Origin of the sequence: Pseudomonas sp. YY-1, assembly GCF_002843095.1 — a bacterium.
GTDB classification, from domain to species: domain Bacteria; phylum Pseudomonadota; class Gammaproteobacteria; order Pseudomonadales; family Pseudomonadaceae; genus Aquipseudomonas; species Aquipseudomonas sediminis_A.
On record NZ_PJLX01000020.1, the window covers coordinates 51,921 to 76,889 of the forward strand.

A 24,969-nucleotide genomic window follows, 5' to 3' on the forward strand; every position below is an offset into this window, starting at 1 on the left:
ATGACCCATATTCTGCATCTCGACGCCAGCGCCCGCCCCGGCCTCGCCGGCAAGGACTTGCACGGTTCGCACAGCCGCAACCTCAGCCATCGTTTCATCAGCCAGTGGCAGGCGCGCCGCCCGCAGGATGTCGTCACCTACCGCGACATCGGCCAGAACCCGCCCTCGATCATCAGCCATGACTGGATCGCCTCATCCTTCACGCCCGAGCCGAAACGCGAGGCCTGGATGCACGACACCCTGGCCGAAAGCGATCGCCTGGTGGATGAACTGATCGCCGCCGACCTGCTGGTGATAGGCACGCCGCTGTACAACTTCGGCATGCCCGCCGCGCTCAAGGCGTGGGTCGACCAGGTGGTGCGCCCCGGCCGCACGGTGGACGTGGATGAAAGCAATCCGCTCGATCCCTATGTACCCAGGCTGGCCGACCGGCCGCGCCATGCAGTGATCCTCACGGCGCGCGGTGGTGTCGGTTTCGATGTGGGCGGAGAGATGGCGCACATGAACCATCTGGAGCCGAACCTGATCACCGCACTCGGCTTCATCGGCATCACCCGCGTGCATCAGGTCGCCATCGAAGGTCAGGAAGTCGGCGGTGAACTGCTTGCCGAGTCCGTCAAACAAGCCTTGGCCAAGGTCGATGCGCTGGTAGCCGAGCTGCAGCGTTCATTGCACACCGAGCGCGTCGAGGAGCCGGCGTGAGGCAATGGCCAGGCCGAGGATGACGCTGCCTCGCCTCAGCGCTTGGTGCAGGCAAACAGCGCGTTGCCGGAGCTGCCATCCCACGGCGCCAGCCGCTGATAGTCGTGCTCCAGCACCTGCACCTCGAAGTGCGGCGCCAGCAGGCTCTGCAGCTCGGCGAAGTTCACCGCCACCATCGGGTGTTCGTCGTGCCAGACCTCGGTCTGTTCGGCGAGGGTACGTTCGATACGCAGCCTTAGCGCCTGCTGTTCGCCTTCACCGCAGTAGTACCAGCCGGAGCTGAAGCGGAACTGCCCTTCGGCATGCCGTGCGCTGTGGGCAACGAACGAGGCGTTATCGATGCGCTGCTTGTCCACCGCGTTGAAGCAGAACAACCCGCCAACCGCCAGAGCGCCGTGCACGCTGGCGATACAAGCCTTGAGCCGTTCGATGCTGGCGCTGTAGTGGATGGAGTAGAGAAAACAGGTGATCAGGTCCAACGGCTCGTCGACCTGAAAACCGCACATATCCTGCCGGGCAAAGCGTGCCTCGGGGCAGCGCTGGGCGGCGCGGTCGAGCATCGGCTGGTTGATGTCCAGGCCGCTGCTGGAGTAGCCAGCATCGAGAAAATGGCGCACATGCGGACCGGTGCCACAGGCCAGATCGAGGTGGCGCTTGCCGCCGTTGCCGAACAGTTGTTGCAGGCGGTGCACGCAATGACTCTGAGCGGCGTAGTCGATGTCCGCGCACATCAGATCGTAGTAACCCGACAAGTCGGTATAGAGGGCATTGCCGGACATGATGACAGGGGCGCGCAGACGAAGGGCGCGCATCATAGCTCAGGCTGATGCCGCTGGGCATTGACTTGAAGTGGCACGCCTTGAAACAGTCACGTTCACTCCGAAAATGAGGCATTTCGCGGAAGTCATCATACGACATAGCAAAAACAAGCCAACTTCACCCTAGGTGATTTCCAGCACCAATCAATGCCTGCAAGCAATCTTGGACAGTCAATCTGTCATCGCAGCACTGAAGCACTTTCATAGTCATCACACATCATATAAGTTCCTGAAGTCGCATCTGCGATCAACAAGAACAACAAGGAACCTCATGATGAATGACGAACAACGCCCCGACGGCTCGCGCCGCCACTTTCTCAAGCAGTCGCTGGTCTATTCCGCTGCCGCCGCTAGCGCTGCCTCTCTGCTGCCGCAACTGGCCAACGCCACGCAACCTCTCGATCTGCGCTACCCATCCGGCGCGGTCAAGGCGCTGGATGACAGCTTTATGCAATTGCGCCTGTTCAACGCCAGCGTGGAAAAGCTCGCCGATGGCATCCGCTGGGCCGAAGGTCCGGTGTGGTTCGGTGACGGTCGCTACCTGCTGGTCAGCGACATCCCCAACAACCGCATCATGCGCTGGGACGAGATCAGCCAGTCGCTGGCCGTCTACCGCCAGCCATCGAACTATTCCAATGGCCTGGTTCGCGACCGCCAGGGCCGGCTGATCGCTTGTGAGGGCTCGACCACCCAGGACGTTGGCCGACGCATCACCCGTACCGAACACGACGGCAGCATTACCGTGCTGGCCGATGCGTTCGAGGGCAAACGCTTCAACTCGCCGAACGACCTGGTGGTCAAGCGCGACGGTTCGGTCTGGTTCACCGACCCGCCCTTCCAGACCGGCAACTTCTACGAGGGCTACAAGATCGAGCCGGAGCTGCCCCATGGGGTCTATCGCATCGACGGCGAAACGCAGCAGGTCACCCGTGTGATCGAGGATCTGGCCGGCCCCAACGGCCTGTGCTTCTCGCCCGACGAGAAGACTCTGTACATCGTCGAGGGCCGCGCCAAGCCGCATCGCCTGGTGTGGGCTTATCAGGTGAACGACGACGGCAGCCTCGGCCAACGCCGCAAACACATCGAAGCCACCGACACCGGCGCGCTGGATGGCATCAAGTGCGACGAGTTCGGCAACCTGTGGTGTGGCTGGGGCAGCAATGGCTCGGCCGAGAGCGATCCGGAAAAGCTTGATGGCGTGCGCGTGTTCAACCCGCAGGGCAAGGCCATTGGTCATATCTCACTGCCGGAACGCTGCGCCAACCTGTGCTTTGGCGGCGAGAAAGGTAATCGCCTGTTCATGGCCAGCAGCCATGGCATCTATTCCCTGTTCGTCAACGCACGCGGCGCCACCTTCATCAACTAAGCGCTGCGCCACGGCCTACGCGGCCGTGGCCGGCCTTTCCAAATAGGCTTAGAGCGCTCTATTTCGGCCATTACAGCAAACATCAGCGGCATCGATGTTCACCATCATGCCAATGAAGTTCTCTGAAAAAATCCAGTGCGTAACATCTGCTCCATACCCAACCACAACACCGCTGGAGCAAAACACCATGAAACGCCAACTCATCCTCAGCTTCGCTTTCTCCGTACTGGCAGCCAACGTATTCGCCGCCTCCTCCGCCCAACCTGTAGTCGCCGAAGGTGGCTCTGATCGCCTGATCGAAAGCCGCATCGCTGAAGGTGGCTCCGACCGTCTGATCGAAAGCCGCATCGCTGAAGGTGGTTCCGATCGTCTGATCCAGAACCGCGTCGCCGAAGGTGGTTCCGACCGTCTGATCCAGAACCGCGTCGCTGAAGGTGGCTCGGACCGTCTGATCCAGAATCGCGTCGCTGAAGGTGGCTCTGATCGTCTGATCCAGAATCGCGTCGCTGAAGGTGGCTCTGACCGTCTGATCCAGAATCGCGTCGCCGAAGGTGGTTCTGACCGTCTGATCAAAAGCCGAACTGCCTGATACCTTCCTGATGAACTGATCGAGAACGTCGTATGACTCGATGGAACGCGCAGCCCCACAAGGCCGGCCTGATAAGCCGGCCTTGGTTTTTTCAGCACTAGAAAGTCTCGCGCACTGCGCGAATGAGCAGCCCCGTGTCGACCCCAGGCAATCGACCGCCCCGCCCCCGCTCTATGGTGAACGCCCCTTTGATCACTCACCGGAGCACCCCATGGCCAACAAACCGATCACCGTTCTGCGCGATACCCAGCCGATGCCCGTCGTCGATGCCTGCAAGTGGGAGCGCATCGAAGGTGACCCGCACACCGTCAACCTCAACGCCTACACCTCCGAAGACGGCAGCAAGATCATGGGCACCTGGATCTGCACGCCCGGCAAATGGCGCGTGGAGTACGTGAAGTGGGAGTACTGCCACTTCCAGGAAGGCTACTGCATCATCACCCCGGACGGCCTGGAGCCGATCCACCTCAAGGCCAGCGATATCTTCGTGGTCGAGCCTGGCATGAAAGGCACCTGGGAAGTGGTCGAGACCGTGCGCAAGTACTTCGTGTTCGCCTGATCGCGGTGGGCCTATCGGTGTGCGCCCGGCGCGGCGCCCACCGACTTGTCCGCTGCTGAGTACGAGCAACGCCGACCACCCTCGGCATTCAGTCATGCCTAATTCCTCCAACATCGTGCCCACCGAGCCAAGCACGCTCGCCATCATGCAAACGACAGATTTTCCGGGCACCCAATGGCCGATTGCAGGTCTGTAAAGATCGGGGGGACGCGACGCGAGAGGGCATGATGAGACGATCACTATGGGGCACAGCAATTTGCATCACCCTATTGCTGGCAGGCTTGCCGCTGGCCTACAAGCTCTGGCCGGCAGCCGTACCGGCGGCCGCGCGGGTCGGGGAGGTCGCCGGGTCATTCGAGTTGGTCGACCATCAGGGCCGACACATTGACCAAAACAGTTTTGCCGAACGCTGGGTCCTGCTGTTCTTTGGCTTCACCCATTGCCCGGACGTATGCCCGACTACCCTGGCTACAGTCGCCAAGACGCTGGACAAGCTCGGGCCACGTAGCCAGCACGTGCAACCCGTTTTCATCAGCCTCGACCCGGAACGCGACAGCCCACAGCTTCTACAGCGCTACACGGGCTTCTTCGACCCGCGCATTATCGGCCTGAGCGGTAACGTCCAGCAGGTCAGGCAGGCCGCCGACGCCTATGGAGTGTATGTCGCGCGGCGCGAGGCTAACGGCACCTACCTGCTTGATCACACCACCAGCCTCTACTTGGTGGCCCCGGACGGACGTCTGGTTGAACTGTTCGCACAGAACATCACACCCGAACACCTGGCCAGCAGTATCGGTGACTACCTCGATGCAGATTGAGCGCACCGAATCATCACGTAACTGGCCCCTGCTCCTGGGCTTGCTGATACTGGCAGTCCTCTGGCTTGGCCCCTTGCCGGCCATGAGCCGCACGGCGTTCTCGCTGCACATGATCCTGCACCTGGGCGTCGTGGCACTCGCAGCCCCGCTGCTGGCCATCGGCCTGGCGCGCGCCGGGCTCCGTCTCGACCGTTACGCAAGAGCAAGCTGGCTCAGCGCCGCCTTCATCACCGAGCTGGTGGTGGTGTGGGGCTGGCACCTGCCTGCCGCGCACGAAGCCGCTGCCTTGCACACGCCCCTGTTCGTTGCGCAGCAGGCCACCTTCCTAGCCGCTGGCCTGGCCATCTGGCTACTGGGTTTCGCCAGACAAACCCAGCAGGGGCAGGTGCTGACGCTGTGCGGTTTTTTCCTGACGTTTGCCCACATGACCATGCTGGGTCTCGTTCTGATCATGGCGCCACGGCTCATCTACCCTCCCGAACTGTGCCTGGGGGCTTTCGGCCTGCAAGCCCTGGACGACCAACGCCTGGGTGGCATGCTAATGGCGGGCTGGAGTGCGCTGGTCTACCTCGGCGCCACACTGGCACTGGCAGTCCGCCTGCTCGGGGATGATGAGCGTCCAGGCATCGAGGCAGGGCCGCCCCGATAGCGCACGCCTCGGTATCCCGTTCACGGCAAGCGCACTGTCAGGCTCACCAGTTTGAGCACGATCGGCCTCACCAGCATCACGCAAACGAACGCGACCGGCATCGCCAGGCTGTAAGCACTCAGCACTGCCTGCAGATAACCCTCGCCGATGCCCCGGTTTGCAGCGGTAATGACCAACGACATGAGCATGGCCATGATGCCCGACATGAAGAAGGCGAAGGCCACGGGCATGGCACGAGCAGGCAGCTTCCAGTTGCGCACGGCGGCTGGAGTGAGGTCGAGATCGGACATGCGTAAGTTTCCTGTTCGATGAAAGTACCAGGCACTCTAGCGATGAAGACGATTGCGGCGGTAGAGGGCGGAAGGTAAGTTGAGCATCAAGACCAACTTACGAATGAGTGGCGCATTGGAAAGCAAAGGCACAGATACCCTGCGCGGCCTGGAGAGTTTCGTAAAGGCCGTAGAGAGCGGCAGCATCGCTGGCGGCGCGCGCCTGCTGGGTATCAGCGCAGCCGCAGCGAGCCAGAATATCGCCCGCCTGGAACAGAGCCTGGGCCTTCGCCTCCTTACCCGTACCACTCGAAGGTTGGCACTCACCGACGCCGGCTCGCTGTATTTCGAACGCGTACAGGCTGTCCTTCAGGAGCTGGAACTCGCCCGCGCCGCCGTCGCCGACTTGCAGGACGAGCCACGCGGACAGTTGCGCATCGCCACCAGTGCAGCGTTCGGTCGTCATGTATTGGCTCCACTGATCCCCGGCTTCATGACGCAACATCCGCGTATCCGTTGCGAACTGCTGACCACCGACGGCACCGTCGATCATGTGCAGGAAGGCGTGGACATCAGCATCCACATTGAGCAGCAACTGCAAAACGGTCTGGTGGCCAGGCGCATCGCCACTGCACAGACACGCTTCTGCGCCGCCCCCGCCTACCTGCAGCGCGCTGGGCAGCCCAGTGAACCCGAACAATTGCGCGACCACGACTGCCTGCTGTTTCGTTTCGCCACCGATGGGCGCCTCTTGCGCTGGGGCTTCGTTCGCGAAGGCGCGCACTTCGATGCCCAGGTCAGAGTGAGCATGAGCAGCAACGATATCGATGCCTTGGCACAGTGCGCGGCGTCAGGCGGCGGTATCACCCGCCTGGCATCGTTTGTCGCCGATCCCTACCTGGCCCGTGGTGACCTGGTCGAACTGTTCTCCTCGGCAACGCCTACAGACAGCCGTGCGACCGGCGCTCCACTGGACTTTTACCTGTGTGTGCGTGACCGCTATGAGCTGACGCCCAAGGTGCGTCTGTTCATCGATTACCTGCAACACGCCCTGCCCGCCGACTTGAAACCCTCAGCCGAGGCGCGCTGAAATGGCTTGAAAAGCACAGGAACTTGGCCTATTCACAACGGTCAGTGCTGCGCCGCCCACCTGGCGGTTCCCTCATCACGGACGGCCCAAAAGGCCTTTCAGCAAGGAATCATCATGAACCGACTCAAACTGCCGCTGCTCCCCCTCCTTTGCGCCCTGCCGCTGGCCGCCTGTGCTGCCACCCCCGAAGCACTCAAGCCCTACCCCGCCGCAGCCGATGGCTACAGCCGCCATGTGATCGAGTTGCCGGCGCAAGCCAACGAAGCCGAGCACAAGGTGGAGATCATCGCCGGCAAGACCCTGGAAGTGGATTGCAACCAGCAACGCCTGGGCGGCCAGTGGCAGGAAAAGACCGTGGAAGGCTGGGGCTACAGCTACTACGAACTGGGCCAGGTCGGCCCGGCCATGAGCACCCTGATGGCCTGCCCGGACAGCAGCCGCAAACAGGCCTTCGTGCGCGTTGGCGGTGAGCCGCAACTGGTGCGTTACAACAGCAAGCTGCCGCTGGTGATCTACGCCCCCAAAGATGTCGAAGTGCGTTACCGCGTGTGGTCTGCAGCGACCGAAACCAGCGTGGCGCCGCGTCAGTAAACCATCGTCGAAAAACCGCCCCTCGGGGCGGGCATGTCTGACTGGCAACAACCATGGAAAAGGCTCTAAATAGCAACTATGGGACTGGCTGAGGCGTCAGGCACAGCTATGCTCAGAGAGCTATTTCTCATCGAACGCAACTGCAGCGTTCTTCCCTATCGGAGTTGCCATGGATATAGAAAGTCTGTTCGCTCAACTGCACACCCTGCCCAGCATTCCGAAGGTCGCGCAGGAGCTGATTCAACAGTTCGACAACCCTTCTTCGAGCCTGGAAAGCGTGGCGCGCAATATCGAGCGCGACCCAGTCATCGCTGCCAAGGTCCTGCGCCTGGCCAACTCGCCGCGTTTTCGCGGGGCCCGTGAAGCGGTAAGCGTCGAAGACGCCGCCATGCGTCTGGGCTTCAACACCCTGCGCACGCTGGTGCTGGCCTCGGCAATGACGGGCGCGTTTCAGGTCGATACCGGCTTCGACCTCAAGGGTTTCTGGATTCGCAGCTTTCGCGTCGCCAGTATCGCCCGCAGCCTGGCCAAGCAGCTGAAACTGGACACCGACGCCGCCTTCACCTGCGGCATGATGCACAACATCGGCGAGCTGCTGATCCAGACCGGCGCACCGGATTTCGCCCGCCGCATGAACCGCCATCCGAAACGCGAGGCCGCGGCTCACGCCGCCGAGGAAACCCTGCAACTGGGCTTCGGCTACCCGGAAGTAGGCGCCGAACTGGCGCGTCGTTGGCAGTTGCCAGCGCTTATCCAGCACGCCATTGCTTATCAGGCACGTCCGACTCAGGCGCCCAGTGACGGCAGCTATGCGCGCCTGGTCGCGCAGTCAGTGACCGTTGCGGAAACCATCGAGCTGGACGGCGTCAGCGAGGCGGCGCAGCAGAGCCTGGAAGGCCCGTTGTTCGAGGAAGTCGATCTGAACAAACTGTTCGAAGCCTTACCAGCGGTGCTGGAGGCGGACAAGGCGTTTGCCGAGCTGCTCGGCTAACACCGCCGCCAGACACACGCACAAGCTGCAGGTGCCGACGGCCTGACGCGTCAATCGTCAGCGAGACGGCACCCGCACAGGTGATGTCAGCGCATGCAGCACTGCTTGTATTTCTTGCCGCTGCCGCAGCTGCACGGATCGTTGCGCCCTACCTTGGCGTCATCACGGCGTACCGGCAACACAGGGTCCAGGTTCTGTTGCCAGTACTCGTACAGTTCGACGGCGGCCGGCTCGAGCAGTGCCGTGCTGGCGTCGTACTCGGCGTCGGTCATGGCCTTGAGCGTAGCGCTGCCGCTCTCGTCGCCGTGCAGGGTGATCAACGCCCGCGCCGCCGCAACCGGCTCGGGTAGCGCCGCCTCCAGCCAGCCGGCCACCGTCGCACCACGCAGGTAGCCCGCACACCATTCGGAGACGATCAGCTTCTCGCCCTTGCCGTTGTCGTCGGCAAGGAAGATCGCCTCATAGTCATCCGGCTCTTCACTGAGCATGTAGGCCGCCTCGCTCATCAGCTCGACAGCCAGCTTCATGAAGCGCTCGCCATCCTTGTCGCTCGGCCACTGCGGCGGCTGGTCAGCCCAGATCGCCGAATACCAGATGGCAGGCGCAACCCGGCGCGGAGCGGAGACGATGGCGGCGAAGAAGCCGTCCAGTTCGCTGGCAGAGAGGATCGAGTCATCGTTGCCGTACTTGAGCAGCCACTGATCGAGCTTCTCCAACCCTCTGTTGTCCATCGCCACGCCTCCGCCTGAAAAAGGCCGCTACTGTACCTGCATCGGCGCGTATTGCCAGCCGTCCGGCATCTGGCGAGTGCCCAGCGGGCCACAGCCCGGTACAATGCGCGCCTTGCCCGTGTGCCAGCCTGATAAAAGAAAACACCATGTCCTTGCCCAAGAACCACCTGGAACTGCTCAGCCCTGCGCGTGACGTCGAAATCGCCCGCGAGGCCATTCTGCATGGCGCCGACGCCATCTATATCGGCGGCCCGAGCTTCGGCGCGCGGCACAACGCCTGCAACGAGGTGAGCGATATCGCCAGGCTGGTGGAGTTCGCCCGCCGCTATCACGCACGGGTGTTCACCACGATCAACACCATCTTGCATGACGACGAGCTGGAGCCGGCCCGCACGCTGATCCACCAGCTCTACGACGCTGGGGTGGATGCGCTGATCGTGCAAGACATGGGGGTGATGGAGCTGGATATTCCGCCCATCGAGCTGCATGCCAGCACCCAGACCGACATTCGCACCCTGGGCCGCGCCAAGTTTCTCGACCAGGCCGGCTTCTCCCAGCTGGTACTGGCGCGCGAACTGAACCTGCAGGAAATCCGCGCCATCGCCGACGAGACCGATGCCGCCATCGAGTTCTTCATCCACGGCGCGCTGTGTGTGGCCTTCTCCGGTCAGTGCAACATCTCCCATGCCCAGACCGGACGCAGCGCCAACCGTGGCGACTGCTCGCAAGCCTGCCGCCTGCCCTACACCCTCAAGGATGAAAAAGGCGGCGTGATCGCCTACGAAAAACACCTGCTGTCGATGAAGGACAACAACCAGAGCGCCAACCTGCGCGCTCTGGTCGAGGCCGGCGTGCGCTCGTTCAAGATCGAGGGCCGCTATAAGGATGTGGCCTATGTGAAGAACATCACCGCCCACTACCGCCGCGAACTCGACGCCATTCTCGAAGACCGCCCGGACCTGGCCCGCGCCTCCAGCGGCCGCACCGCGCACTTCTTCGTGCCCGATCCGGACAAGACCTTCCACCGCGGCAGCACCGACTACTTCGTCACCGAGCGCAAGGTGGACATCGGCGCCTTCGATTCGCCGACCTTTACCGGCCTGCTGGTAGGCAGCGTGGAGAAGGTGAACAAGCGCGACCTGATCGCCGTCACCCATGAACCGCTGTCCAACGGCGACGGCCTCAACGTGCTGGTCAAACGCGAGGTGGTGGGTTTCCGCGCCAACATCGCCGAGCTGAAAGGTGAGTTCGAGGAAGATGGCGAGAAGCGCTACCGCTACCGCGTCGAGCCCAACGAGATGCCCGAGGGCCTGTTCCGTCTGCGCCCGAATCACCCGCTGTCACGCAACCTCGACCATAACTGGCAGCAGGCGCTGCAACGCACCAGCGCCGAGCGCCGTATTGGCGTGAGCTGGAAGGCTGTGCTGCGTGAAGATGCGCTCAAGCTCACTGCCACCAGTGAGGAAGGCATCAGCGTCGACGTTGCCCTGCCCGGCCCGTTCGGTGTGGCCAACAAGCCGGAACAGGCACTCGACGGCCTGCGTGACCTGCTCACCCAGCTCGGCACCACCATCTACCACGCCCAGGGCGTGACGCTGGATGCGCCGCAGGCGTTCTTCGTACCCAACTCGCAGCTCAAGGCACTGCGCCGCGACGCCATCGAAGCACTCACCGAAGCGCGCGTCGCTGCCCATCCACGTGGAGGCCGCAAGGCCGAGACCGACCCAGCGCCGGTGTACCCGGAATCGCACCTGTCGTTCCTGGCCAACGTTTACAACCAGAAGGCCCGCGACTTCTACCACCGCCACGGCGTGCAACTGATCGACGCCGCCTACGAGGCCCACGAAGAAGAAGGCGAAGTGCCGGTGATGATCACCAAGCACTGCCTGCGCTTCTCCTTCAACCTGTGTCCGAAACAGGCCAAGGGTGTGACCGGCGTGAAGACCAAGGTCGCGCCGATGCAGCTGGTACATGGCGATGAAGTGCTGACCCTGAAGTTCGACTGCAAGCCGTGCGAGATGCACGTGATCGGCAAGATGAAGGGCCACATTCTAGACCTGCCGCAACCGGGCAGCGCCGCGACCCAGGTGGTCGGGCACATTTCACCCGACGACCTGCTCAAGACCATTCGCCAGAAGCCGGGTTACAGCCACTGAGCCAACAGCCCCATCAGGTACAGGCCCAGGCCGAATACCAGATGGGTCAGTAACGCACGCACACGCACCCGCCAGGGCTGCGGCGTGCGTGAAGCGGCCACGCCCATGCCGAACGCCGGCTGCATCAGCAGCAGGGGCGCTGCCATGCTGAGCGCACCAAAGGCCAGCGCCGGCGCAAGCGTGGGGCGCAGCACCCAGGCTTCGCCAACCCAGGCCAGGAACAACGCGGCAAATAGCAGCCCTGTCAGGTAATGAAAGATCCAGCCCAGCGCACGCTCACCGCGCAGCGTGGGCGCCTGGCCAATCGCTGCGTGGCGAAACTGCCCATGACGCATGTGCCCCAGCCAGCGCCCCACCCAGGCGTAATCCAGCGCCGCCACACCGAACCAGCGCTTGCGCGCCAGCGCCCACAGGTCCATCAACAGCGTTGCGCCAATACCCAACATGATGATCTCGACTGCCATACGCACCTCCATCTAATCTATCTGAAAAGCCTTCAAAACAAGGCTGCCAGTTAAAGTCGACTTGAGGTCAAGCATGAAAGAGCTGGATATCGGCAAGGTCGCGCGCTGGTCAGGTCTGCCGGCCTCGACCTTGCGTTACTACGAAGAAAAAGGGCTGATCCACTCCATCGGGCGCAATGGCCTGAAGCGGGTCTTCGCCGAGTCGGTGCTGCAGCGCCTGTCGTTGATCGCACTCGGGCACACGGCCGGTTTCTCACTGGACGCTATCGCCGAGATGCTGGCTGCCGAGGGCGGTCCTGCCATCGACCGTGAGCAACTGGAACGCAAGGCAGAGCAGTTGGATCACACCATTCGCCGCCTGTCCGCCATTCGCGACGGGCTGCGCCATGCGGCGCTCTGCCCGGCCGACAACCACCTGAGCTGCCCCACCTTTCAGCGCCTGATGACCATGGCCAGCAAGCAGATGGGCCGAAAGCGCCCTGCCGTTCCCGAGCGGGCTTGAACGGCCGCAACGCTTGTGTCGTCAGCTTGTGCTCGGGCCTGCGGCTGCATCGTCTTGGCCTCGGTGCGCACGGCGCACCCTACAACAGCGACGTGCTCCGTAGTACCAAGCGCGAAACGCTCCGTAGGGTGTCGCGGGGCCGCCCAAGTCGTGCGCACCGGATTTTCAACGACTCACGCAGCGGGCTGGGCTGAGCATCTCGATTTCACGAATCTCGAAATCACGACGCAGGTAGTCCATGCGCGTGTCGTGAAACGCGCGCATGTGCGGCAGGGCCGTGTGCTCGGCCAGCGCCTCCCGTGACGCCCACACCTCGTAGAAGATGAATAGCGTTGGGTCCTGCGCGTCGCGCAGCATGTGATATTCGATGCAGCCGGGCTCGGCACGACTGGGTTCGACATAGGCGCGAAACAGTTGCTCGAAGGCCTCGGCCTGCTCGGGTTGGGTGTGCGCGTGAAGGATAAAACCGTACATGGATGCAGGCGCCTCGATGTGAGTAGATGCCTCACCTTAACGCAGCATTCAGCGAGCCTTTCATGATTTTCAGTCAACAATGATTTGACCGCTTCGGGATGTTTCGCACGCGCAGGGCTGGATAACCTGCCGCCACATTTTTTGGAGAACCCCCATGAAAAAGATCCTCCTGCTCAATGGCGGCAAAGCGTTTGCCCATTCCCACGGCCAGTACAACACCACCCTGCATGACGCAGCAGTGGCCTTCCTCGACCGCGCCGGATTCGACGTCAAGACCACCTTTATCGACGGCGACTACGACGTCGAAGAAGAAGTGCAAAAATTCCTCTGGGCCGATGTGGTGATTTACCAGATGCCCGGCTGGTGGATGGGCGCTCCCTGGACGGTGAAGAAGTACCTCGACGAGGTGTTCACCGCCGGTCACGGCAGCCTCTATGCCAACGACGGGCGTACTCGCTCCGACGCCTCGCAGAAGTACGGCAGCGGCGGGCTGATCCAGGGCAAGCAGTACATGCTGTCGCTGACCTGGAACGCCCCGGTGCAGGCCTTCGAGGACCCAACCGACTTCTTCGAAGGTAAAGGCGTGGACGCGGTGTACTTCCCCTTCCATAAGGCCAACGAATTCCTCGGCATGACTGGTCTGCCCACCTTCATCTGCAATGACGTGATGAAAGTGCCGAGCATCGAGCAGGACGTGGCGCGCTACGAGCAGCACCTGGCCCAGGTGTTCGGCGTCGCCTGACGCAGGCGCTCGCTCATTGCCCGCCGAACAAGGCCGTCCAATAGATGCCGGCATCGCTCTGCGGGTCGTTGGCATAGGCAGCGCCTAGCTCGCTGAACTCCGGGTTCATGATGTTGGCGCAGTGCCCGGAGCTGGCCAGCCAGCCCTCGACCACCTTGGCGGTGGTATCCAGCGCTGCGGCGATGTTCTCGCCGACCTGGGTACCGCTGTAACCCGCCAGCTCCGCGCGGTCACCCGGCGTGAGGCCGTCACGCCCCTGATGAGCGAAGAAATTGCCATTGGCCATGGCCCGGCTATGGCTCTCGGCGGCGCTACCCAGTTCGGCGCTCCATACCAGCGGCGTAGTAGCGGCAAAGGCCTGGTCACCGCACTGGCGCGCCTCAGCGCGGGCGGAGTTGATCAGCAGGAGCAGACTTTCCCCCTCGGTCTGCCAGGTTTGCAGCCGCCCACTGAGCAGCGGCCGGGCCAGCACGATGCGCCAGTCGCGATCCTGCTGACTGACGCCGATATCGATGAACTGAGGGTCGAGCATCACGCGACAGAAGCTCTCGCTCAATGCCTGCATGGCAGCCTGCGCATTGCGCGGGCCAGAGAGCGTAATGGCCTGTACGTTGACCAACGGATAGCCGGCCGCGCTCAGCGCATCCTGCAGGTCCGCAGTGCCGTTGGCAGGCAGGATCAGGCGTGGATCGTTGGTCAACGGTGGCAATGGCTCGGAGGCCTGCACGCCGCAGCGTTGCACCTCGCTGCGATAGGTGTTGATCGTCTCGATCAGCTCAAGGTCTTCAGCCGCCTGAGCCGTGCCCGCAATCCCCATCAACAGCAGCGCCAGCAGGCAGCCTTGCCTTCCCCATTTGCTCATTGTTGTTGTCATACAGCCTTCTCCCAACTAACGTCGTGATTCTGACGCAATTCCCGGCGCAGGGTCATGGCCGGTTTCCTGATCCCATCGAACGCCCGCGTACATTGGCATCGCGGCTGAACGGCAGGGTTCCTACATGACGCCATCTATCGTCATCACACAACTTATGCACTCGCCTCTCCCGCCTGAGAACACTAATGCCCGGTTACTTCGCCAAGAACGAACAACATCGCCGCCTGGTCCTTAAAGCCTTGCTATGGATCACCTTGAGCGGCGGTTTGTTCTTCTCGGTCGTCAATCTGTTGCACGACAACTGGCTGCTGGCCGGTCTGGAGATCGGCTACGCCGCGGTGTCGCTGTATCTGCTGACCATCATCGATAAAACACGCAACCTGCAGCTATTGACCGCAATTTACCTGCTGCCGTTCTTCAGCATCATGATTGTGGCGCTGGCTCAGACCACCACTACCTTCGCGGTGTTCGCCTGGATCCAGACAATTCCGATCATCTGCTATCTATTACTGGGATTGCGCCTGGGGATGTACGGCTCGATCGTGTTCGTCGGTGTCGGCCTGTTCGTCTTCAGTCAGCGGTTTTCGTCCGATGAATTGCTGCAAAACGTCGAGATCATCGCCAATCTCGGCCTCGCCAGCTTGGCAGTGATGATTTTCGCGCACATCTACGAGCGCAGCCGCCTGCTCAATGAGCAGCGCCTGACCGAGCAGGCGACCACCGATTCTCTGACCGGCCTGCCAAACCGCCTGAAGCTGGCCGAGGTATTCGAGCGTGAGCGTGCCCATGCGTTGCGCAATGGCACGCCGCTTTCGCTGGTATTCGTCGATATCGATCACTTCAAGCAGATCAACGACCGCTTTGGTCACGAGGTCGGTGACCGTGCCCTGGTTCACTTCGCCAAGGTTCTGGCGCAGCGTTTACGGGTCAATGATCTGTTCTGCCGCCTGGGCGGTGAGGAATTTGCCGTGCTACTGCCAGGCAGCAAGGCAGCGCAAGCTCGGGAAATCGCCGAAATCCTGCGCGAACGCCTGGTTGCACAATCGCTGACAGTGGATGAAACCACGCTGCACATGACGTTGAGCGCCGGCGTGGCCTGTTTCGGGGTGGATGGGCAATCACTGGACGAGCTGATGCTGGCGGCAGACAGGCGCACCTACGCGGCCAAGCGCGCCGGGCGTAACCGGGTGATCACCCGAGAGGACGTAGAACCCATTCTGGGCTGAACGGGTGCGGATCAGACGTAGATGCTGACTCCGCCCTTTTCCTGCAGCCACTGGCGATAGGTTTCCAGCGAGTCGGTCTGCTGGTCGCCGTTGTAACCGGCGATGCGCACGCTGCCATCCATGCCGGCATCCACCATCTTCTGCACCTGCGCCAGCAGCTTGGCGGCATCGTCGCGATCAAGCTGCGTCACGTCCGGCAATTGAATCACCGACGGCGCCGCAGGCTGACTGTCGCCACTGCGCTGCACGGTAGTGTTGGGCTGCGCCGCGCCGCCATTCATCGCGCGTAGCAGACCACCTTCACTGCGCGCTACCACCTGTTTGGCAAAACGCCGCAAGTCGGCAACTGGATCCTGACTGGCCTGACCGTCGGCTTCGCCGCTGGTCGCAGTCGAACGATTGTTGAGCTGGCTGCCGTAGTAGCTGAGCATGGCAGGCGTGCTGTTGTTGATACTGGTCATGAGGCCTCCGCGAAATCCGTTCGCCTCATGCAAAGCAGATTCCGGGCCAGCCGCTGCAGACCAGTAAATACGCGGCTTTCATACGACGTCGCGGCATGGACTTGCCACCCCGGGGCAAGGGTTTGCCCGTAGCGGTCAACCCAATAGATCGACCATTACCGCGTTGCTGTAGATCAGGCAGCCATCTTCGGCGCTGTAGCCGACCAGATGAAACTGGCCACGCCCTTCCTCGCCGCCGATGTAGACGCGCCATTTGCATTCGCTCAGTGGGCCGAAGCCCTCTGGCATGACCAGCTCCAACGTCTGCATGTCTGCGTCGATCATCGCGTCCCGAACGCCGCTGCGCTGCAGTTGCTCCTCAGCCTGCTCCAGGCGCAAGTGCTCCGCCTCACTGACATAGAACTGCAGAGTGCCGATAGGGATGGATTTGCTGTCATTGTCGGCCTTTCGCCAACCGTCGATGCTCAGGGTGTTCATCCGCAAGTCTCCTCAGTGACGCCTGAGTTCAGGGCAAATGCCCACTTACAGAAGATGGGACAAGCCAGACGCCGAAACGGCTCCTCACAGATGGACGAACGGCCGACCGTTTGCTTGTCGAGGCGATTGCGCTAGGCTCTGCACCTTCATTGATAGGAGGTACTCCCATGGCCCGCGCCACTGCCCGCCACATCCTGGTTGCCAGCGAAGACAAGTGCAACGAACTGAAAGCCGCCATCGAAGGTGGTGCCGACTTCGCTCAACTGGCCAAAGACAACTCCTCTTGCCCGTCCGGCCGCAGCGGCGGCGATCTGGGCTCGTTCGGCCCTGGCCAGATGGTCAAGGAATTCGACACAGTGGTCTTCAGCGCACCGGTCGGCGTGGTGCAAGGCCCGGTGAAGACCCAGTTCGGCTATCACCTGCTGGAAGTCACCAGCCGCCAGGACTGACAACACGCAACGGAAGGGCCGCTACTGCGGCTCTTCTTTTTCCCAAGCCTTTTTCAACACTTACGCAGTAGGGCTCTGGGTTTCGGACATGAAACGCGGTATTCGGCTCACCTCCATTCTGCTGGTATTCATTTGCCTGTCGCTGGCGTTGCTCACCGCCTGGCAGGTCTGGATTTCCCGTGAGCGCGCGCTGCATGAACTGAACGTCGCCAACCTCAACCTGGTTCAAGCGCTGGACAACTACACGGCAGGGGTCATTCGGCAGTCCGAACTGGTATTGATCGAACTCACCGATCGCCTGCAGAACGGCGCGGCCGAGCACGAACCACAGCGTCTCCAGACCTTGCTGCAAAAGCAGGCCGAAGTGCTCGGGCTGGCCAATGCCATCGTCGCCTATGACTCACACGGCAATCGCCTGGTCGCATCGACATCATCGCCCACACCCAACCCCAATGCCGCTGATCACGCCTTCTTCGTTCACCACCGCGACGATCCCTCCAGCGATATTTTCATCGGCCCCACCATCAAAAGCCGCATCACCGGTGACTGGGTCTTCAGCGTCAGCCGTCGGCTGAACGATGACCAGGGACGCTTCGCCGGCGTGGTCGCGGTAACCCTGGACGTTGAGCACTTTCTCAGCTTCTTCGGCAGCCTGGATCTCGGCGAGCACGGCTCGATGAGCCTCTCCACCGGCGACGCCAAACTCCTGTTTCGCCAGCCCTTCCGTGAACAGGATATCGGCCTGGACTGGTCCGACTCGCCCATCCTGCAACTGCTGCGCGAGCACCGTGAGGGCACCATCGCACAAACCTCACGCATCGACGGTGTCGAACGTGTCTATGCCTTCCGCCGCAATGATCGTCTACCACTGATTACCATCGTCGCCCTCGGCCGCGATGATGCCCTGGCCGCCTGGCGCCACAATGCCCAATTGTTCGCCAGCCTGATTCTGCTGCTGCTGGTAGCCGTCGGCGTCATCGGCCAACGCCTGATCCTCGACATCCGCCGCCGCTCACGGGCCGAGCGCCAGTTGCTCAGCGCCCAGGAAGAATTGCTCGACGCCAACTCACGGCTGGAAGTGCTCGCCTCACAAGACGGTTTGACCGGCCTGGCCAACCGCCGCAGTTTCGACCAGACCCTGGAAGTAGAGATTCGCCGAGCCCAGCGCCGCGGTTCTTCGCTGTCACTGCTGCTGTTCGATATCGACCTGTTCAAGCGCTACAACGACCGCTACGGCCATGTAGCCGGTGATGACTGCCTTCGTGTGGTGGCGACGCTGCTCAAGCAGTGCATGCGCCGCCCCGGCGACCTGGCTGCACGTTACGGCGGCGAGGAGCTGGCAGTCATCCTGCCGAACACCACGAGCGAGGGTGCCGAGGCCGTGGCCCAGAGCTTCATGCAGGCTCTGCAGCAGCGCAACCTGCGTCATGAAGCCAGCCCATTCGCACGGGTCACCGTCAGTGCCGGCGTCGCCAGCCTGACGCTGGATCAACAGGACAGCTCGGTCTTGGCGCTGGCGTTGATCGAAGCAGCTGATCAGGCGCTTTACAGAGCCAAGAGCAATGGCCGCAACCGCATGGAAAGCACCGAGGTCGATGGCGAACATCAGTGATGACAAGACGCCTGAAGCAGTTCAGCATCGCTTCGACGTCTCTGCCTCGGATGAATGGCCACGATGAGCAACAGCACCTCGCACCCACTGCAACAACTCGCCCAGAATCTGCTTGGCAAGGCAATCCACGAACTCGAGCCGGAAGAAAGCCATGTGCTCGAACAGATTCGCCAGCGTCGCCCCATCAGCCGCGATGCTGCCGACGCGTCGGATGAACAATCATCTTTCGGCGAGAGGCTTTCCGATCGGGTCGCATCGGTCGGCGGCTCATGGACCTTCATCATCTGTTTTTCGCTGACCATGCTCGGCTGGATGCTGCTCAACACCGACGTGCTGTCGCACTTCGGCATGGCCTTCGACCCCTACCCTTACATTTTCCTCAACCTGATGCTGTCGACCCTGGCGGCCATCCAGGCGCCGATCATCATGATGAGCCAGAACCGTCAGGCGGCTAAGGATCGCCTGGCCGCGAGCCTGGACTTCGAAGTGAACCTGCGCGCCGAGCTGGAAATCATGCGCCTGCACGAGAAGATCGACCAACGCATCCAGCAACGTCTGGACCAGATTCTCGAACGCCTGCCGGAGAAACGCCCGCGAGACTGAGCCGACACGGGTCGCATTTGCACCGTAGGGTGCGCCGTGCGCACCAGAGTTTCAGGCATTCAGGCCAGGCGCGCAGCGCACCCTACGGCAGCGTCGGCTCGCGCTGCCGCCAACTATCGAGCAAGCGCCCGCCCCACACGTTGATCAGCAGCCCGGCCATCACCAGCGCCGCACCGACCATCTGCAAGCTGCCGAGGCGCTCATCGAGCAACAGCGCCGAGGAGCTGATCCCCACCACCGGCACCAGCAGCGAGAACGGCGCCACCTGGCTGGCCGGGTAACGCGACAGCAGACGACTCCAGAGCCCGTAACCGAGAATGGTGGCGCCGAATGCCAGGTAAGCCAGTACCAGCAGCGAGTCCAGGCTGAGGTTACGCAGCGACTGGCTGATCAGCTCCGGTCCTTCCAGCCATAGCGACAACGCCAGAAACGGCAAGGGCGGAATCAGGCTGCCCCAGACCACCAGGCCGACCAGATTGACCTTGCCCAGTTTGCGCGTGACCACGTTGCCCAGCGCCCACATCGAGGCAGCGGCGATGGTCAGGGCAAAGCCGGCCAGGGTCATCGCCTGCCCGCCCTGCAGACCGATCAACACCAGGCCACTGGCCGCCACCAGCAAGCCGAACAGGTTGCTGCCGCGCAGCCGCTCGCCGAGAAACAGCACGGCGAAGAACAGGGTGAAGAACGCCTGCGACTGCAGCACCAGAGACGCCAGACCAGCCGGCATACCGACGTACATGGCATAGAAGAGAAAGGCGAACTGCCCCACAGAAATGGTCATGCCATAGGCCAGCATCCAGCGTAGCGGCACCTGCGGCCGACGCACGAAGAGAATCGCCGGAAACGCCGCGAGCATGAAACGCAGGGCGCCCATCAGCATCGGCGGCATGCCGTGCAGGCCGACCTTGATGACCACGAAGTTCAGCCCCCAGACGACGATCACCAGCAGCGCCAGCAGCAGATCCTTGGGCGTCATGAGCACAAATCTCGAGTTGAGTGAGCCGGCATTAGACCAGCCTCACCCCGTAGCAGACAGACACAGAGGCCGAGGAAAAAAGCCACACAGCCACTGCCGGCTGCTAACCTGCGCGCTTCTGTAGTGGTACGCCAAACCCATGACTCTGCACGATTTCCTTCTGTTCGCCTTGCCGGCAGTGTTTCTCACCGGGCTGTCCAAGGGTGGCTTCGGTGGCGCCCTGGGCGGCATCGCCGTGCCGTTGCTGGCACTGGCCACGTCGCCGAAACAGGCGGTGGCGGTCATGCTGCCGATTCTCTGCCTGGCCGATGTGGTGGGCCTCAAGGCCTACTGGGGCAAGTGGGATACGGCCAACCTCAAGGTCATGCTGCCAGGCGCGGTCATTGGCATCGCCATCGGCTCGATGACTTTCGGTTTGTTCGACGAGCGCGCCATCGGCCTGCTGATCGGCGCCATCGCCATTATCTTCGTCGGGCTCGGCCTGGTAGTTGGCAACCAGGCACCCCGCCCGCTGCATAAAGGACGCGGCACACTGCTGTCGAGCCTGGCCGGCTTCACCAGCTTCGTCGCCCACGCCGGTGGCCCGCCGGTGATGATGCACCTGCTGCCGCAGCAACTGGAAAAGGTGCGTTTCGTCGCCACCATCAACCTGTTCTTCCTGCTGACCAACGCAGCGAAGCTGTTTCCCTACGCCGCGCTGGGTCAGTTCACTCAGGAGAATCTGCTGCTGAGCCTGATGCTCGCGCCCATCGTGCCACTGGGCGTGTGGAGCGGTTTGTGGCTGCAATCGCGGGTCAACCACCTGTGGTTCTACCGCATCGCCCGGTTGGGCATTCTGCTGGCGGGCGTGCAGCTGATTTGGCGTTACCTCTGACACCGGCTAAGGCTGCAACCCCAGCAGCTCGCGCAACTCACGAGCGGTAGGCATGCGCGCCGACACGCCGCTGTTGAAATCGAAGGACTTGGCACTGGCCAGCGGCCCGACTATTACCGGGTCGAAGCCGGCATCGGTCACCAGACGTGCGGCTACCTCGAGCGCGGCCTGATCATCGGCCGCCAGGGGGATGGCGAGCTTTTCGCCGTCGCGATGTGCCTGGCTGCGCAGGTTGTAGGCGGCGATGGCATTGAACGCGCGCACCAGGCGCACGCCCGGCAGAAACTGCTGCGAGGCCAACCCGGCGCCCATTTCGACCGCTTTTTCGGCCATCGCCCCGTCGCGCCCAAGGCGCGGATTACCGGCGTCCAGCACCACTTTTCCGGCCAGCTCAGTGGCGTAGTCACGGCCAACTTGCGGCGTCGCGCCGTAGGGCACCGCCAACATGATCACCTCGCCAAATGCCGCCGCCTCACGCGGAGTGCCGACACGGGCACGCTCGCCCAGCTCATCGGCCAACGGCTGCAGGCGTTCGGGATGTCGCGACGAGATCATCACCTCATGCCCCGCTTCGACCCACAGCCGTGCCAACGGGCTGCCGATATTACCGGTACCGATGATGCCGATACGCAAAGTGTCTGCCTGCACCAGCACCGGGGCGCCACCCATCAGCACAAGCAGGCCGAGCGCGACGGCGAAACGGTGAAGTAAACGGGACATGTTGAGCTCCTCGAGCGAGTGACGACGAAGAGCAAGCATAGAAAAAGCCAGCCCCCCTGACGGCCAACGATTCGCAACAGAGTGTTGCCCGCCAGCTATGCTTGAAAGGCGATACCGCAATGCAGTCGGCTGCAGGAGCCGAGGAGGTGGCAGTGACCCGAACGCGTCCCCCCAGTCAATGACCTGCTTCCCGGAGACACGACCATGAGCAAAAGCATGGATTCACACAAAGAAGGCAAGAAGAAGCCGCTGAAAACGGCGCACGAGAAGCGTATGGCCAAGCGCGAGAAGAAACATGGCCAAACCCTGCTCGGCAGCCACTCGCCGAACGCCTGAGCCCCTACTTGCCGGCGCAGCTCGCTGCGTCGGCAAGCCCCAGCGTAAAAACACCATCCGGGAAATTGCGCGTGCCGCCAGCGCCGCAAGGCACTAGAATCCGCAGCCTAAGTGATCGTCCGGCCGCTCCTGCGCGCTGCGACGCCGTCTCACCTATCGGCCAGGAGATCCCAGATGGGCGCCCAGTGGAAAGCCAAACCCAAAGAAGCCGCCGCCAATGCCCGAGGCAAGATCTTCGGCAAGCTGGTGAAGGAAATCATGATCGCCGCGCGCAACGGCGCCGACCCGGACATGAACCCCAAGCTGCGCCTGGCCGTGCACCAGGCCAAGAAAGCCTCGATGCCCAAGGACACCCTGGAGCGTGCCATCAAGAAAGGTGCGGGCCTGTCCGGTGAAGTGATCAACTACGAGCGCACCCTGTACGAAGGCTTCGCCCCGCATCAGGTGCCGGTGATCGTCGAGTGCCTGACCGACAACGTCAACCGCACCGTCGCCGAGATTCGCGTGCTGTTCCGCAAGGGCCAGCTCGGCGCTTCCGGCTCGGTCAGCTGGGACTTCGACCACGTTGGCCTGATCGAAGCCACTACCGAAGAAGGCGCTGACCCGGAACTGGCGGCCATCGAAGCCGGCGCCCAGGACTTCGTGCCCGATGACGAGGGCTCGACCCTGTTCATCACCGACCCGACCGACCTCGACGCCGTGTGCAAGGCACTGCCGGAACAGGGTTTCACCGTCAACTCGGCCAAGCTCGGCTACCGCCCGAAAAACCCGGTAAGCAGTCTGACGCCGGAGCAGATGGAAGAAGTCGAAGCCTTCCTCGAAGCCATCGACGGCCATGACGACGTGCAGAACGTCTATGTCGGCCTCGCTGGCTGATGTTCGCTGGGCGCCCGAATTGGGCGCCCAACGCTGCTCCCATGCCAACCACCCTGCAAATTGCCGCCGCCTGCCTGTTCGACGAACAAGGCCGCCTGCTGCTCGTGCGCAAGCGCAACACCCGATTCTTCATGCTGCCTGGCGGTAAACGCGAACCGGGCGAAGATGCGCTGTCTGCGCTTCAGCGTGAGCTGCTCGAAGAGTTGGAGCTGCAACTACAGGCCGGCGCACTGCAACCACTCGGTCAGTTCCAGGCGCCCGCCGCCAACGAAGCCGATACCTGGGTGCAGGCAGACATCTTTCGCGCCGCCCTCCCCCATGCCGTTCAGCCCGCCGCCGAGCTGGAGGAACTGCGCTGGCTCGATACTTCCCTGCCCCTTCCTGACGACCTGGCGCCACTTCTGCGCGATCAGGTGCTGCCGACCCTGAAACGGCTGCCGTCAGTGTAAGAGCGTTGCTCGCGGCATCAAAACCGCTCGCGGCAGTTTCTTGATCCACGACAACGCGGGTGACAACACCAGCGATTAGGCTGCGCCGATAAACAAAACCATTCGCCTTGCCTGCAAACCCCACAGGAAACGAGGTTTGCCATGAGTATCACGTCCGCCCAAATCTGCGAGGCTGCCGACCAGTTGCAGGGTTTCGTCGGCTTCAACGCCAAGACCGAGCAGTACCTGCTGCGATTCTCCGAAGACAGCTTCGGTCTCGACGTACCGGCCGAAACCATCACGCCTACCTGCGAATACGTCTGGCACGCTGACGAGGGCGAACTGATGCGCCTGGATCGCCAACGTCTGGCCTGGCTGCAGGAGCAACGCATCGATGATCGAGTGAATCTCGGTGATCCGCTGCGCGTCTACCTGCGCCGCAGCGATTTGCCGGAGATCCGTGCGGAGCGGCGACGCCTGACGCCGGCCTGAGATTCAGCGTGTTTCGAGGCATTCGGTGCGCACCAACCCACCGGGACCACAACGGCGGGGTACCCCCGCCCTACGCCACGAGCGCTACCCCGTAGGGCGGGTGCAACCCGCCATGCCGGCTCTATCGGGTGACGCGCGCCGCCTCAGCCCAATAGCCGCATGGCGACAGCACCGAGGCCTACGCCGATCAGCAGCAGTACGATCCCACCCAGCCACAGCTTGCCCGCACTGGCCGCAGGTGGCGCGGCAAGGGGGGCCGGCTTGGTCTGAGCCGCACGCAGCGGATTGGCCGCCGCCGGCGCTGCCTTGGCGCTGACGCGTGCTACCTGCGGCACCGGGGCGATCTGCGTAGCGCCGCCGCCAGCTGCCTTGGCAGCCAAAGCTGGCGGCAGGTCCGCCACGCGCATGAACTGGGTGGCATCCTCGTCGGGCGCATCACTCACGTTCACCTTCGGCCCGATCACCAGTAGCGTCACCGTGCCCATCTTCAATTGATCACCCGGTTGCAGCACGGCGGTCCTGACCCTCTGCTGGTTGACCAGCACGCCGTTGGCCGAGGCGAGGTCCTTGATCTCCAGCACGTCGTCCTTGAGAAAGAACTCGCAATGCCGGCGCGACAGTTCCAGATCGCTGAAGCACAGCTCACACTTGCTCGAACGGCCGAAGGTCATCGAGCCATGGACATGAAACTTGCGCCCCTGGTGCTCGCCCTGGATCACCTGCAGAAACCAGCGTGGCGCGGCAGCCTCGGGTCTGGCCGCGCTTTTCGCCGGATTGACCAGCTGCAGCTCGACGGCGCCCAGGCGCAGGCGATCACCGTCGCGCAACTGAAAGCGTGTACCGACGCGCTGGTCGTTGACCCAGGTGGCGCCCTGACCGGCATCGCTCAGGTAGTAGTAGCCGTGGTCCAGGCGGATCTCGGCGTGGAAGCTGGCGATTCCGGCATCGCCAAGCACTAGTTGGTTACGGCTGTCCTGACCGATGGTCAGGCGTTCGTCGGTCAGCCAGACCGGCGCTTGGCGGTTATCCAGGAACTGCAGTCTGAGCATCGTGG

General features: G+C 62.6%; 31 protein-coding genes. 20 read left to right on the forward strand and 11 right to left on the reverse strand.

Annotated elements, in window-relative coordinates; all coding sequences use genetic code 11:
- Window positions 1-702 (forward strand): FMN-dependent NADH-azoreductase, encoded by a 702-nt coding sequence (locus CXP40_RS22040; protein WP_106735464.1) that lies wholly within the window; start codon window positions 1-3, stop codon window positions 700-702.
- Window positions 703-737: 35 nt separating this feature from the next.
- Here the strand turns inward: CXP40_RS22040 and CXP40_RS22045 are convergent, their stop codons facing one another.
- Complete coding sequence (locus tag CXP40_RS22045; RefSeq protein ID WP_106735506.1) at window positions 738-1,481, reverse strand: class I SAM-dependent methyltransferase; 744 nt, start codon at window positions 1,479-1,481, stop codon at window positions 738-740.
- Window positions 1,482-1,794: 313 nt separating this feature from the next.
- Between CXP40_RS22045 and CXP40_RS22050 the strand changes: the two genes are divergently transcribed.
- The 5 genes from CXP40_RS22050 (at window position 1,795) to CXP40_RS22070 (ending at window position 5,501) form a co-directional block, all read left to right on the forward strand.
- The gene (locus CXP40_RS22050; RefSeq protein ID WP_106735465.1) at window positions 1,795-2,886 is read left to right on the forward strand and encodes an SMP-30/gluconolactonase/LRE family protein; all 1,092 of its coding nucleotides are present in this window, start codon (window positions 1,795-1,797) and stop codon (window positions 2,884-2,886) included.
- A 187-nt stretch (window positions 2,887-3,073) separates the two neighbouring features.
- Entirely contained in the window at window positions 3,074-3,475 is a 402-nt protein-coding gene (locus CXP40_RS22055; protein ID WP_106735466.1) for a hypothetical protein, read from the forward strand.
- Window positions 3,476-3,686: 211 nt separating this feature from the next.
- The gene (locus tag CXP40_RS22060; protein WP_106735467.1) at window positions 3,687-4,034 is read left to right on the forward strand and encodes a cupin domain-containing protein; all 348 of its coding nucleotides are present in this window, start codon (window positions 3,687-3,689) and stop codon (window positions 4,032-4,034) included.
- A gap of 227 nt (window positions 4,035-4,261) precedes the next feature.
- Complete coding sequence (locus tag CXP40_RS22065; protein WP_177429706.1) at window positions 4,262-4,852, forward strand: SCO family protein; 591 nt, start codon at window positions 4,262-4,264, stop codon at window positions 4,850-4,852.
- Complete coding sequence (locus tag CXP40_RS22070) at window positions 4,842-5,501, forward strand: cytochrome c oxidase assembly protein (protein ID WP_106735469.1); 660 nt, start codon at window positions 4,842-4,844, stop codon at window positions 5,499-5,501. The genes CXP40_RS22065 and CXP40_RS22070 overlap by 11 nt, the downstream gene beginning before the upstream one ends.
- A gap of 20 nt (window positions 5,502-5,521) precedes the next feature.
- Here the strand turns inward: CXP40_RS22070 and CXP40_RS22075 are convergent, their stop codons facing one another.
- A complete protein-coding gene (locus tag CXP40_RS22075; protein ID WP_106735470.1) occupies window positions 5,522-5,791 on the reverse strand; it encodes a DUF2798 domain-containing protein in 270 nt (89 codons plus the stop codon).
- 103 nt (window positions 5,792-5,894) lie between these two features.
- Here CXP40_RS22075 and CXP40_RS22080 point away from each other — a divergent pair, with 103 nt between their 5' ends.
- The 3 genes from CXP40_RS22080 to CXP40_RS22090 all read left to right on the forward strand — a co-directional run bounded on the left by CXP40_RS22080 (window position 5,895) and on the right by CXP40_RS22090 (window position 8,442).
- On the forward strand, window positions 5,895-6,860 hold the full coding sequence (locus CXP40_RS22080; protein ID WP_106735471.1) for a LysR family transcriptional regulator: 966 nt from the start codon (window positions 5,895-5,897) through the stop codon (window positions 6,858-6,860).
- A 114-nt stretch (window positions 6,861-6,974) separates the two neighbouring features.
- Entirely contained in the window at window positions 6,975-7,451 is a 477-nt protein-coding gene (eco, locus tag CXP40_RS22085) for a serine protease inhibitor ecotin (protein ID WP_106735472.1), read from the forward strand.
- Window positions 7,452-7,620: 169 nt separating this feature from the next.
- Window positions 7,621-8,442: an HDOD domain-containing protein gene (locus tag CXP40_RS22090; protein WP_106735473.1), complete on the forward strand. Its 822-nt coding sequence runs from the start codon at window positions 7,621-7,623 to the stop codon at window positions 8,440-8,442.
- 86 nt (window positions 8,443-8,528) lie between these two features.
- Here the strand turns inward: CXP40_RS22090 and CXP40_RS22095 are convergent, their stop codons facing one another.
- Window positions 8,529-9,173 (reverse strand): YecA family protein, encoded by a 645-nt coding sequence (locus CXP40_RS22095; protein ID WP_106735474.1) that lies wholly within the window; start codon window positions 9,171-9,173, stop codon window positions 8,529-8,531.
- Window positions 9,174-9,319: 146 nt separating this feature from the next.
- On the opposite strand from CXP40_RS22095, the gene CXP40_RS22100 reads away from it, so the two are divergent.
- The gene (locus tag CXP40_RS22100) at window positions 9,320-11,329 is read left to right on the forward strand and encodes a U32 family peptidase (protein WP_106735475.1); all 2,010 of its coding nucleotides are present in this window, start codon (window positions 9,320-9,322) and stop codon (window positions 11,327-11,329) included.
- Here CXP40_RS22100 and CXP40_RS22105 read toward each other — a convergent pair.
- Window positions 11,317-11,793: a DUF2938 domain-containing protein gene (locus CXP40_RS22105; protein WP_256579531.1), complete on the reverse strand. Its 477-nt coding sequence runs from the start codon at window positions 11,791-11,793 to the stop codon at window positions 11,317-11,319. The genes CXP40_RS22100 and CXP40_RS22105 overlap by 13 nt on opposite strands.
- Before the next feature lie 73 nt (window positions 11,794-11,866).
- Here CXP40_RS22105 and CXP40_RS22110 point away from each other — a divergent pair, with 73 nt between their 5' ends.
- A complete protein-coding gene (locus tag CXP40_RS22110) occupies window positions 11,867-12,295 on the forward strand; it encodes a helix-turn-helix domain-containing protein (RefSeq protein WP_106735477.1) in 429 nt (142 codons plus the stop codon).
- A gap of 165 nt (window positions 12,296-12,460) precedes the next feature.
- On the opposite strand, the gene CXP40_RS22115 is transcribed toward CXP40_RS22110, so the two are convergent.
- Window positions 12,461-12,769 carry a putative quinol monooxygenase gene (locus CXP40_RS22115; protein WP_106735478.1) on the reverse strand — a complete coding sequence of 103 codons (309 nt, stop codon included), beginning with the start codon at window positions 12,767-12,769 and terminating at the stop codon, window positions 12,461-12,463.
- A 154-nt stretch (window positions 12,770-12,923) separates the two neighbouring features.
- Between CXP40_RS22115 and CXP40_RS22120 the strand changes: the two genes are divergently transcribed.
- Window positions 12,924-13,511 (forward strand): NAD(P)H-dependent oxidoreductase, encoded by a 588-nt coding sequence (locus CXP40_RS22120; RefSeq protein WP_106735479.1) that lies wholly within the window; start codon window positions 12,924-12,926, stop codon window positions 13,509-13,511.
- A 13-nt stretch (window positions 13,512-13,524) separates the two neighbouring features.
- Here CXP40_RS22120 and CXP40_RS22125 read toward each other — a convergent pair whose 3' ends face one another.
- Window positions 13,525-14,385, reverse strand: a complete 861-nt coding sequence (locus CXP40_RS22125) for a CAP domain-containing protein (protein ID WP_106735480.1) — start codon at window positions 14,383-14,385, stop codon at window positions 13,525-13,527.
- A gap of 185 nt (window positions 14,386-14,570) precedes the next feature.
- Between CXP40_RS22125 and CXP40_RS22130 the strand changes: the two genes are divergently transcribed.
- On the forward strand, window positions 14,571-15,611 hold the full coding sequence (locus CXP40_RS22130; RefSeq protein ID WP_106735481.1) for a GGDEF domain-containing protein: 1,041 nt from the start codon (window positions 14,571-14,573) through the stop codon (window positions 15,609-15,611).
- A gap of 11 nt (window positions 15,612-15,622) precedes the next feature.
- Here CXP40_RS22130 and CXP40_RS22135 read toward each other — a convergent pair whose 3' ends face one another.
- A complete protein-coding gene (locus CXP40_RS22135) occupies window positions 15,623-16,072 on the reverse strand; it encodes a hypothetical protein (protein WP_106735482.1) in 450 nt (149 codons plus the stop codon).
- A gap of 135 nt (window positions 16,073-16,207) precedes the next feature.
- The gene (locus CXP40_RS22140) at window positions 16,208-16,549 is read right to left on the reverse strand and encodes a hypothetical protein (protein ID WP_106735483.1); all 342 of its coding nucleotides are present in this window, start codon (window positions 16,547-16,549) and stop codon (window positions 16,208-16,210) included.
- A gap of 167 nt (window positions 16,550-16,716) precedes the next feature.
- Between CXP40_RS22140 and CXP40_RS22145 the strand changes: the two genes are divergently transcribed.
- From CXP40_RS22145 to CXP40_RS22155, 3 genes are all read left to right on the forward strand, one after another.
- A complete protein-coding gene (locus CXP40_RS22145; protein ID WP_003462270.1) occupies window positions 16,717-16,998 on the forward strand; it encodes a peptidylprolyl isomerase in 282 nt (93 codons plus the stop codon).
- An 88-nt stretch (window positions 16,999-17,086) separates the two neighbouring features.
- Window positions 17,087-18,610, forward strand: a complete 1,524-nt coding sequence (locus CXP40_RS22150) for a sensor domain-containing diguanylate cyclase (RefSeq protein ID WP_106735484.1) — start codon at window positions 17,087-17,089, stop codon at window positions 18,608-18,610.
- A 63-nt stretch (window positions 18,611-18,673) separates the two neighbouring features.
- Window positions 18,674-19,213, forward strand: a complete 540-nt coding sequence (locus CXP40_RS22155) for a DUF1003 domain-containing protein (protein WP_106735485.1) — start codon at window positions 18,674-18,676, stop codon at window positions 19,211-19,213.
- Window positions 19,214-19,295: 82 nt separating this feature from the next.
- On the opposite strand, the gene CXP40_RS22160 is transcribed toward CXP40_RS22155, so the two are convergent.
- Complete coding sequence (locus tag CXP40_RS22160; protein ID WP_106735486.1) at window positions 19,296-20,189, reverse strand: EamA family transporter; 894 nt, start codon at window positions 20,187-20,189, stop codon at window positions 19,296-19,298.
- Window positions 20,190-20,328: 139 nt separating this feature from the next.
- Between CXP40_RS22160 and CXP40_RS22165 the strand changes: the two genes are divergently transcribed.
- Complete coding sequence (locus tag CXP40_RS22165) at window positions 20,329-21,063, forward strand: sulfite exporter TauE/SafE family protein (RefSeq protein ID WP_084342019.1); 735 nt, start codon at window positions 20,329-20,331, stop codon at window positions 21,061-21,063.
- A gap of 6 nt (window positions 21,064-21,069) precedes the next feature.
- On the opposite strand, the gene CXP40_RS22170 is transcribed toward CXP40_RS22165, so the two are convergent.
- The gene (locus CXP40_RS22170) at window positions 21,070-21,783 is read right to left on the reverse strand and encodes an NADPH-dependent F420 reductase (RefSeq protein WP_106735487.1); all 714 of its coding nucleotides are present in this window, start codon (window positions 21,781-21,783) and stop codon (window positions 21,070-21,072) included.
- Between the two features lie 510 nt (window positions 21,784-22,293).
- On the opposite strand from CXP40_RS22170, the gene CXP40_RS22175 reads away from it, so the two are divergent.
- From CXP40_RS22175 to CXP40_RS22185, 3 genes are all read left to right on the forward strand, one after another.
- The gene (locus CXP40_RS22175) at window positions 22,294-22,995 is read left to right on the forward strand and encodes a YebC/PmpR family DNA-binding transcriptional regulator (RefSeq protein WP_106735488.1); all 702 of its coding nucleotides are present in this window, start codon (window positions 22,294-22,296) and stop codon (window positions 22,993-22,995) included.
- A 41-nt stretch (window positions 22,996-23,036) separates the two neighbouring features.
- The gene (locus CXP40_RS22180; protein WP_106735489.1) at window positions 23,037-23,444 is read left to right on the forward strand and encodes an NUDIX domain-containing protein; all 408 of its coding nucleotides are present in this window, start codon (window positions 23,037-23,039) and stop codon (window positions 23,442-23,444) included.
- Between the two features lie 141 nt (window positions 23,445-23,585).
- Window positions 23,586-23,915: a DUF2025 family protein gene (locus CXP40_RS22185; RefSeq protein WP_106735490.1), complete on the forward strand. Its 330-nt coding sequence runs from the start codon at window positions 23,586-23,588 to the stop codon at window positions 23,913-23,915.
- A gap of 143 nt (window positions 23,916-24,058) precedes the next feature.
- Here the strand turns inward: CXP40_RS22185 and CXP40_RS22190 are convergent, their stop codons facing one another.
- Window positions 24,059-24,964, reverse strand: a complete 906-nt coding sequence (locus CXP40_RS22190) for an FHA domain-containing protein (protein WP_106735491.1) — start codon at window positions 24,962-24,964, stop codon at window positions 24,059-24,061.
- Window positions 24,965-24,969 lie beyond the last annotated feature (5 nt).

Excerpts from the sequence above, each read along its gene's own strand:
- CXP40_RS22040 (WP_106735464.1), top strand. The coding sequence starts at position 1 with ATGACCCATATTCTGCATCTCGACGCCAGCGCCCGCCCCGGCCTCGCC.
- CXP40_RS22045 (WP_106735506.1), bottom strand. The coding sequence starts at position 1,481 with ATGTCCGGCAATGCCCTCTATACCGACTTGTCGGGTTACTACGATCTG.
- CXP40_RS22050 (WP_106735465.1), top strand. The coding sequence starts at position 1,795 with ATGAATGACGAACAACGCCCCGACGGCTCGCGCCGCCACTTTCTCAAG.
- CXP40_RS22055 (WP_106735466.1), top strand. The coding sequence starts at position 3,074 with ATGAAACGCCAACTCATCCTCAGCTTCGCTTTCTCCGTACTGGCAGCC.
- CXP40_RS22060 (WP_106735467.1), top strand. The coding sequence starts at position 3,687 with ATGGCCAACAAACCGATCACCGTTCTGCGCGATACCCAGCCGATGCCC.
- CXP40_RS22065 (WP_177429706.1), top strand. The coding sequence starts at position 4,262 with ATGAGACGATCACTATGGGGCACAGCAATTTGCATCACCCTATTGCTG.
- CXP40_RS22070 (WP_106735469.1), top strand. The coding sequence starts at position 4,842 with ATGCAGATTGAGCGCACCGAATCATCACGTAACTGGCCCCTGCTCCTG.
- CXP40_RS22075 (WP_106735470.1), bottom strand. The coding sequence starts at position 5,791 with ATGTCCGATCTCGACCTCACTCCAGCCGCCGTGCGCAACTGGAAGCTG.
- CXP40_RS22080 (WP_106735471.1), top strand. The coding sequence starts at position 5,895 with ATGAGTGGCGCATTGGAAAGCAAAGGCACAGATACCCTGCGCGGCCTG.
- eco (WP_106735472.1), top strand. The coding sequence starts at position 6,975 with ATGAACCGACTCAAACTGCCGCTGCTCCCCCTCCTTTGCGCCCTGCCG.
- CXP40_RS22090 (WP_106735473.1), top strand. The coding sequence starts at position 7,621 with ATGGATATAGAAAGTCTGTTCGCTCAACTGCACACCCTGCCCAGCATT.
- CXP40_RS22095 (WP_106735474.1), bottom strand. The coding sequence starts at position 9,173 with ATGGACAACAGAGGGTTGGAGAAGCTCGATCAGTGGCTGCTCAAGTAC.
- CXP40_RS22100 (WP_106735475.1), top strand. The coding sequence starts at position 9,320 with ATGTCCTTGCCCAAGAACCACCTGGAACTGCTCAGCCCTGCGCGTGAC.
- CXP40_RS22105 (WP_256579531.1), bottom strand. The coding sequence starts at position 11,793 with ATGGCAGTCGAGATCATCATGTTGGGTATTGGCGCAACGCTGTTGATG.
- CXP40_RS22110 (WP_106735477.1), top strand. The coding sequence starts at position 11,867 with ATGAAAGAGCTGGATATCGGCAAGGTCGCGCGCTGGTCAGGTCTGCCG.
- CXP40_RS22115 (WP_106735478.1), bottom strand. The coding sequence starts at position 12,769 with ATGTACGGTTTTATCCTTCACGCGCACACCCAACCCGAGCAGGCCGAG.
- CXP40_RS22120 (WP_106735479.1), top strand. The coding sequence starts at position 12,924 with ATGAAAAAGATCCTCCTGCTCAATGGCGGCAAAGCGTTTGCCCATTCC.
- CXP40_RS22125 (WP_106735480.1), bottom strand. The coding sequence starts at position 14,385 with ATGACAACAACAATGAGCAAATGGGGAAGGCAAGGCTGCCTGCTGGCG.
- CXP40_RS22130 (WP_106735481.1), top strand. The coding sequence starts at position 14,571 with ATGCCCGGTTACTTCGCCAAGAACGAACAACATCGCCGCCTGGTCCTT.
- CXP40_RS22135 (WP_106735482.1), bottom strand. The coding sequence starts at position 16,072 with ATGACCAGTATCAACAACAGCACGCCTGCCATGCTCAGCTACTACGGC.
- CXP40_RS22140 (WP_106735483.1), bottom strand. The coding sequence starts at position 16,549 with ATGAACACCCTGAGCATCGACGGTTGGCGAAAGGCCGACAATGACAGC.
- CXP40_RS22145 (WP_003462270.1), top strand. The coding sequence starts at position 16,717 with ATGGCCCGCGCCACTGCCCGCCACATCCTGGTTGCCAGCGAAGACAAG.
- CXP40_RS22150 (WP_106735484.1), top strand. The coding sequence starts at position 17,087 with ATGAAACGCGGTATTCGGCTCACCTCCATTCTGCTGGTATTCATTTGC.
- CXP40_RS22155 (WP_106735485.1), top strand. The coding sequence starts at position 18,674 with ATGAGCAACAGCACCTCGCACCCACTGCAACAACTCGCCCAGAATCTG.
- CXP40_RS22160 (WP_106735486.1), bottom strand. The coding sequence starts at position 20,189 with ATGACGCCCAAGGATCTGCTGCTGGCGCTGCTGGTGATCGTCGTCTGG.
- CXP40_RS22165 (WP_084342019.1), top strand. The coding sequence starts at position 20,329 with ATGACTCTGCACGATTTCCTTCTGTTCGCCTTGCCGGCAGTGTTTCTC.
- CXP40_RS22170 (WP_106735487.1), bottom strand. The coding sequence starts at position 21,783 with ATGTCCCGTTTACTTCACCGTTTCGCCGTCGCGCTCGGCCTGCTTGTG.
- CXP40_RS22175 (WP_106735488.1), top strand. The coding sequence starts at position 22,294 with ATGGGCGCCCAGTGGAAAGCCAAACCCAAAGAAGCCGCCGCCAATGCC.
- CXP40_RS22180 (WP_106735489.1), top strand. The coding sequence starts at position 23,037 with ATGCCAACCACCCTGCAAATTGCCGCCGCCTGCCTGTTCGACGAACAA.
- CXP40_RS22185 (WP_106735490.1), top strand. The coding sequence starts at position 23,586 with ATGAGTATCACGTCCGCCCAAATCTGCGAGGCTGCCGACCAGTTGCAG.
- CXP40_RS22190 (WP_106735491.1), bottom strand. The coding sequence starts at position 24,964 with ATGCTCAGACTGCAGTTCCTGGATAACCGCCAAGCGCCGGTCTGGCTG.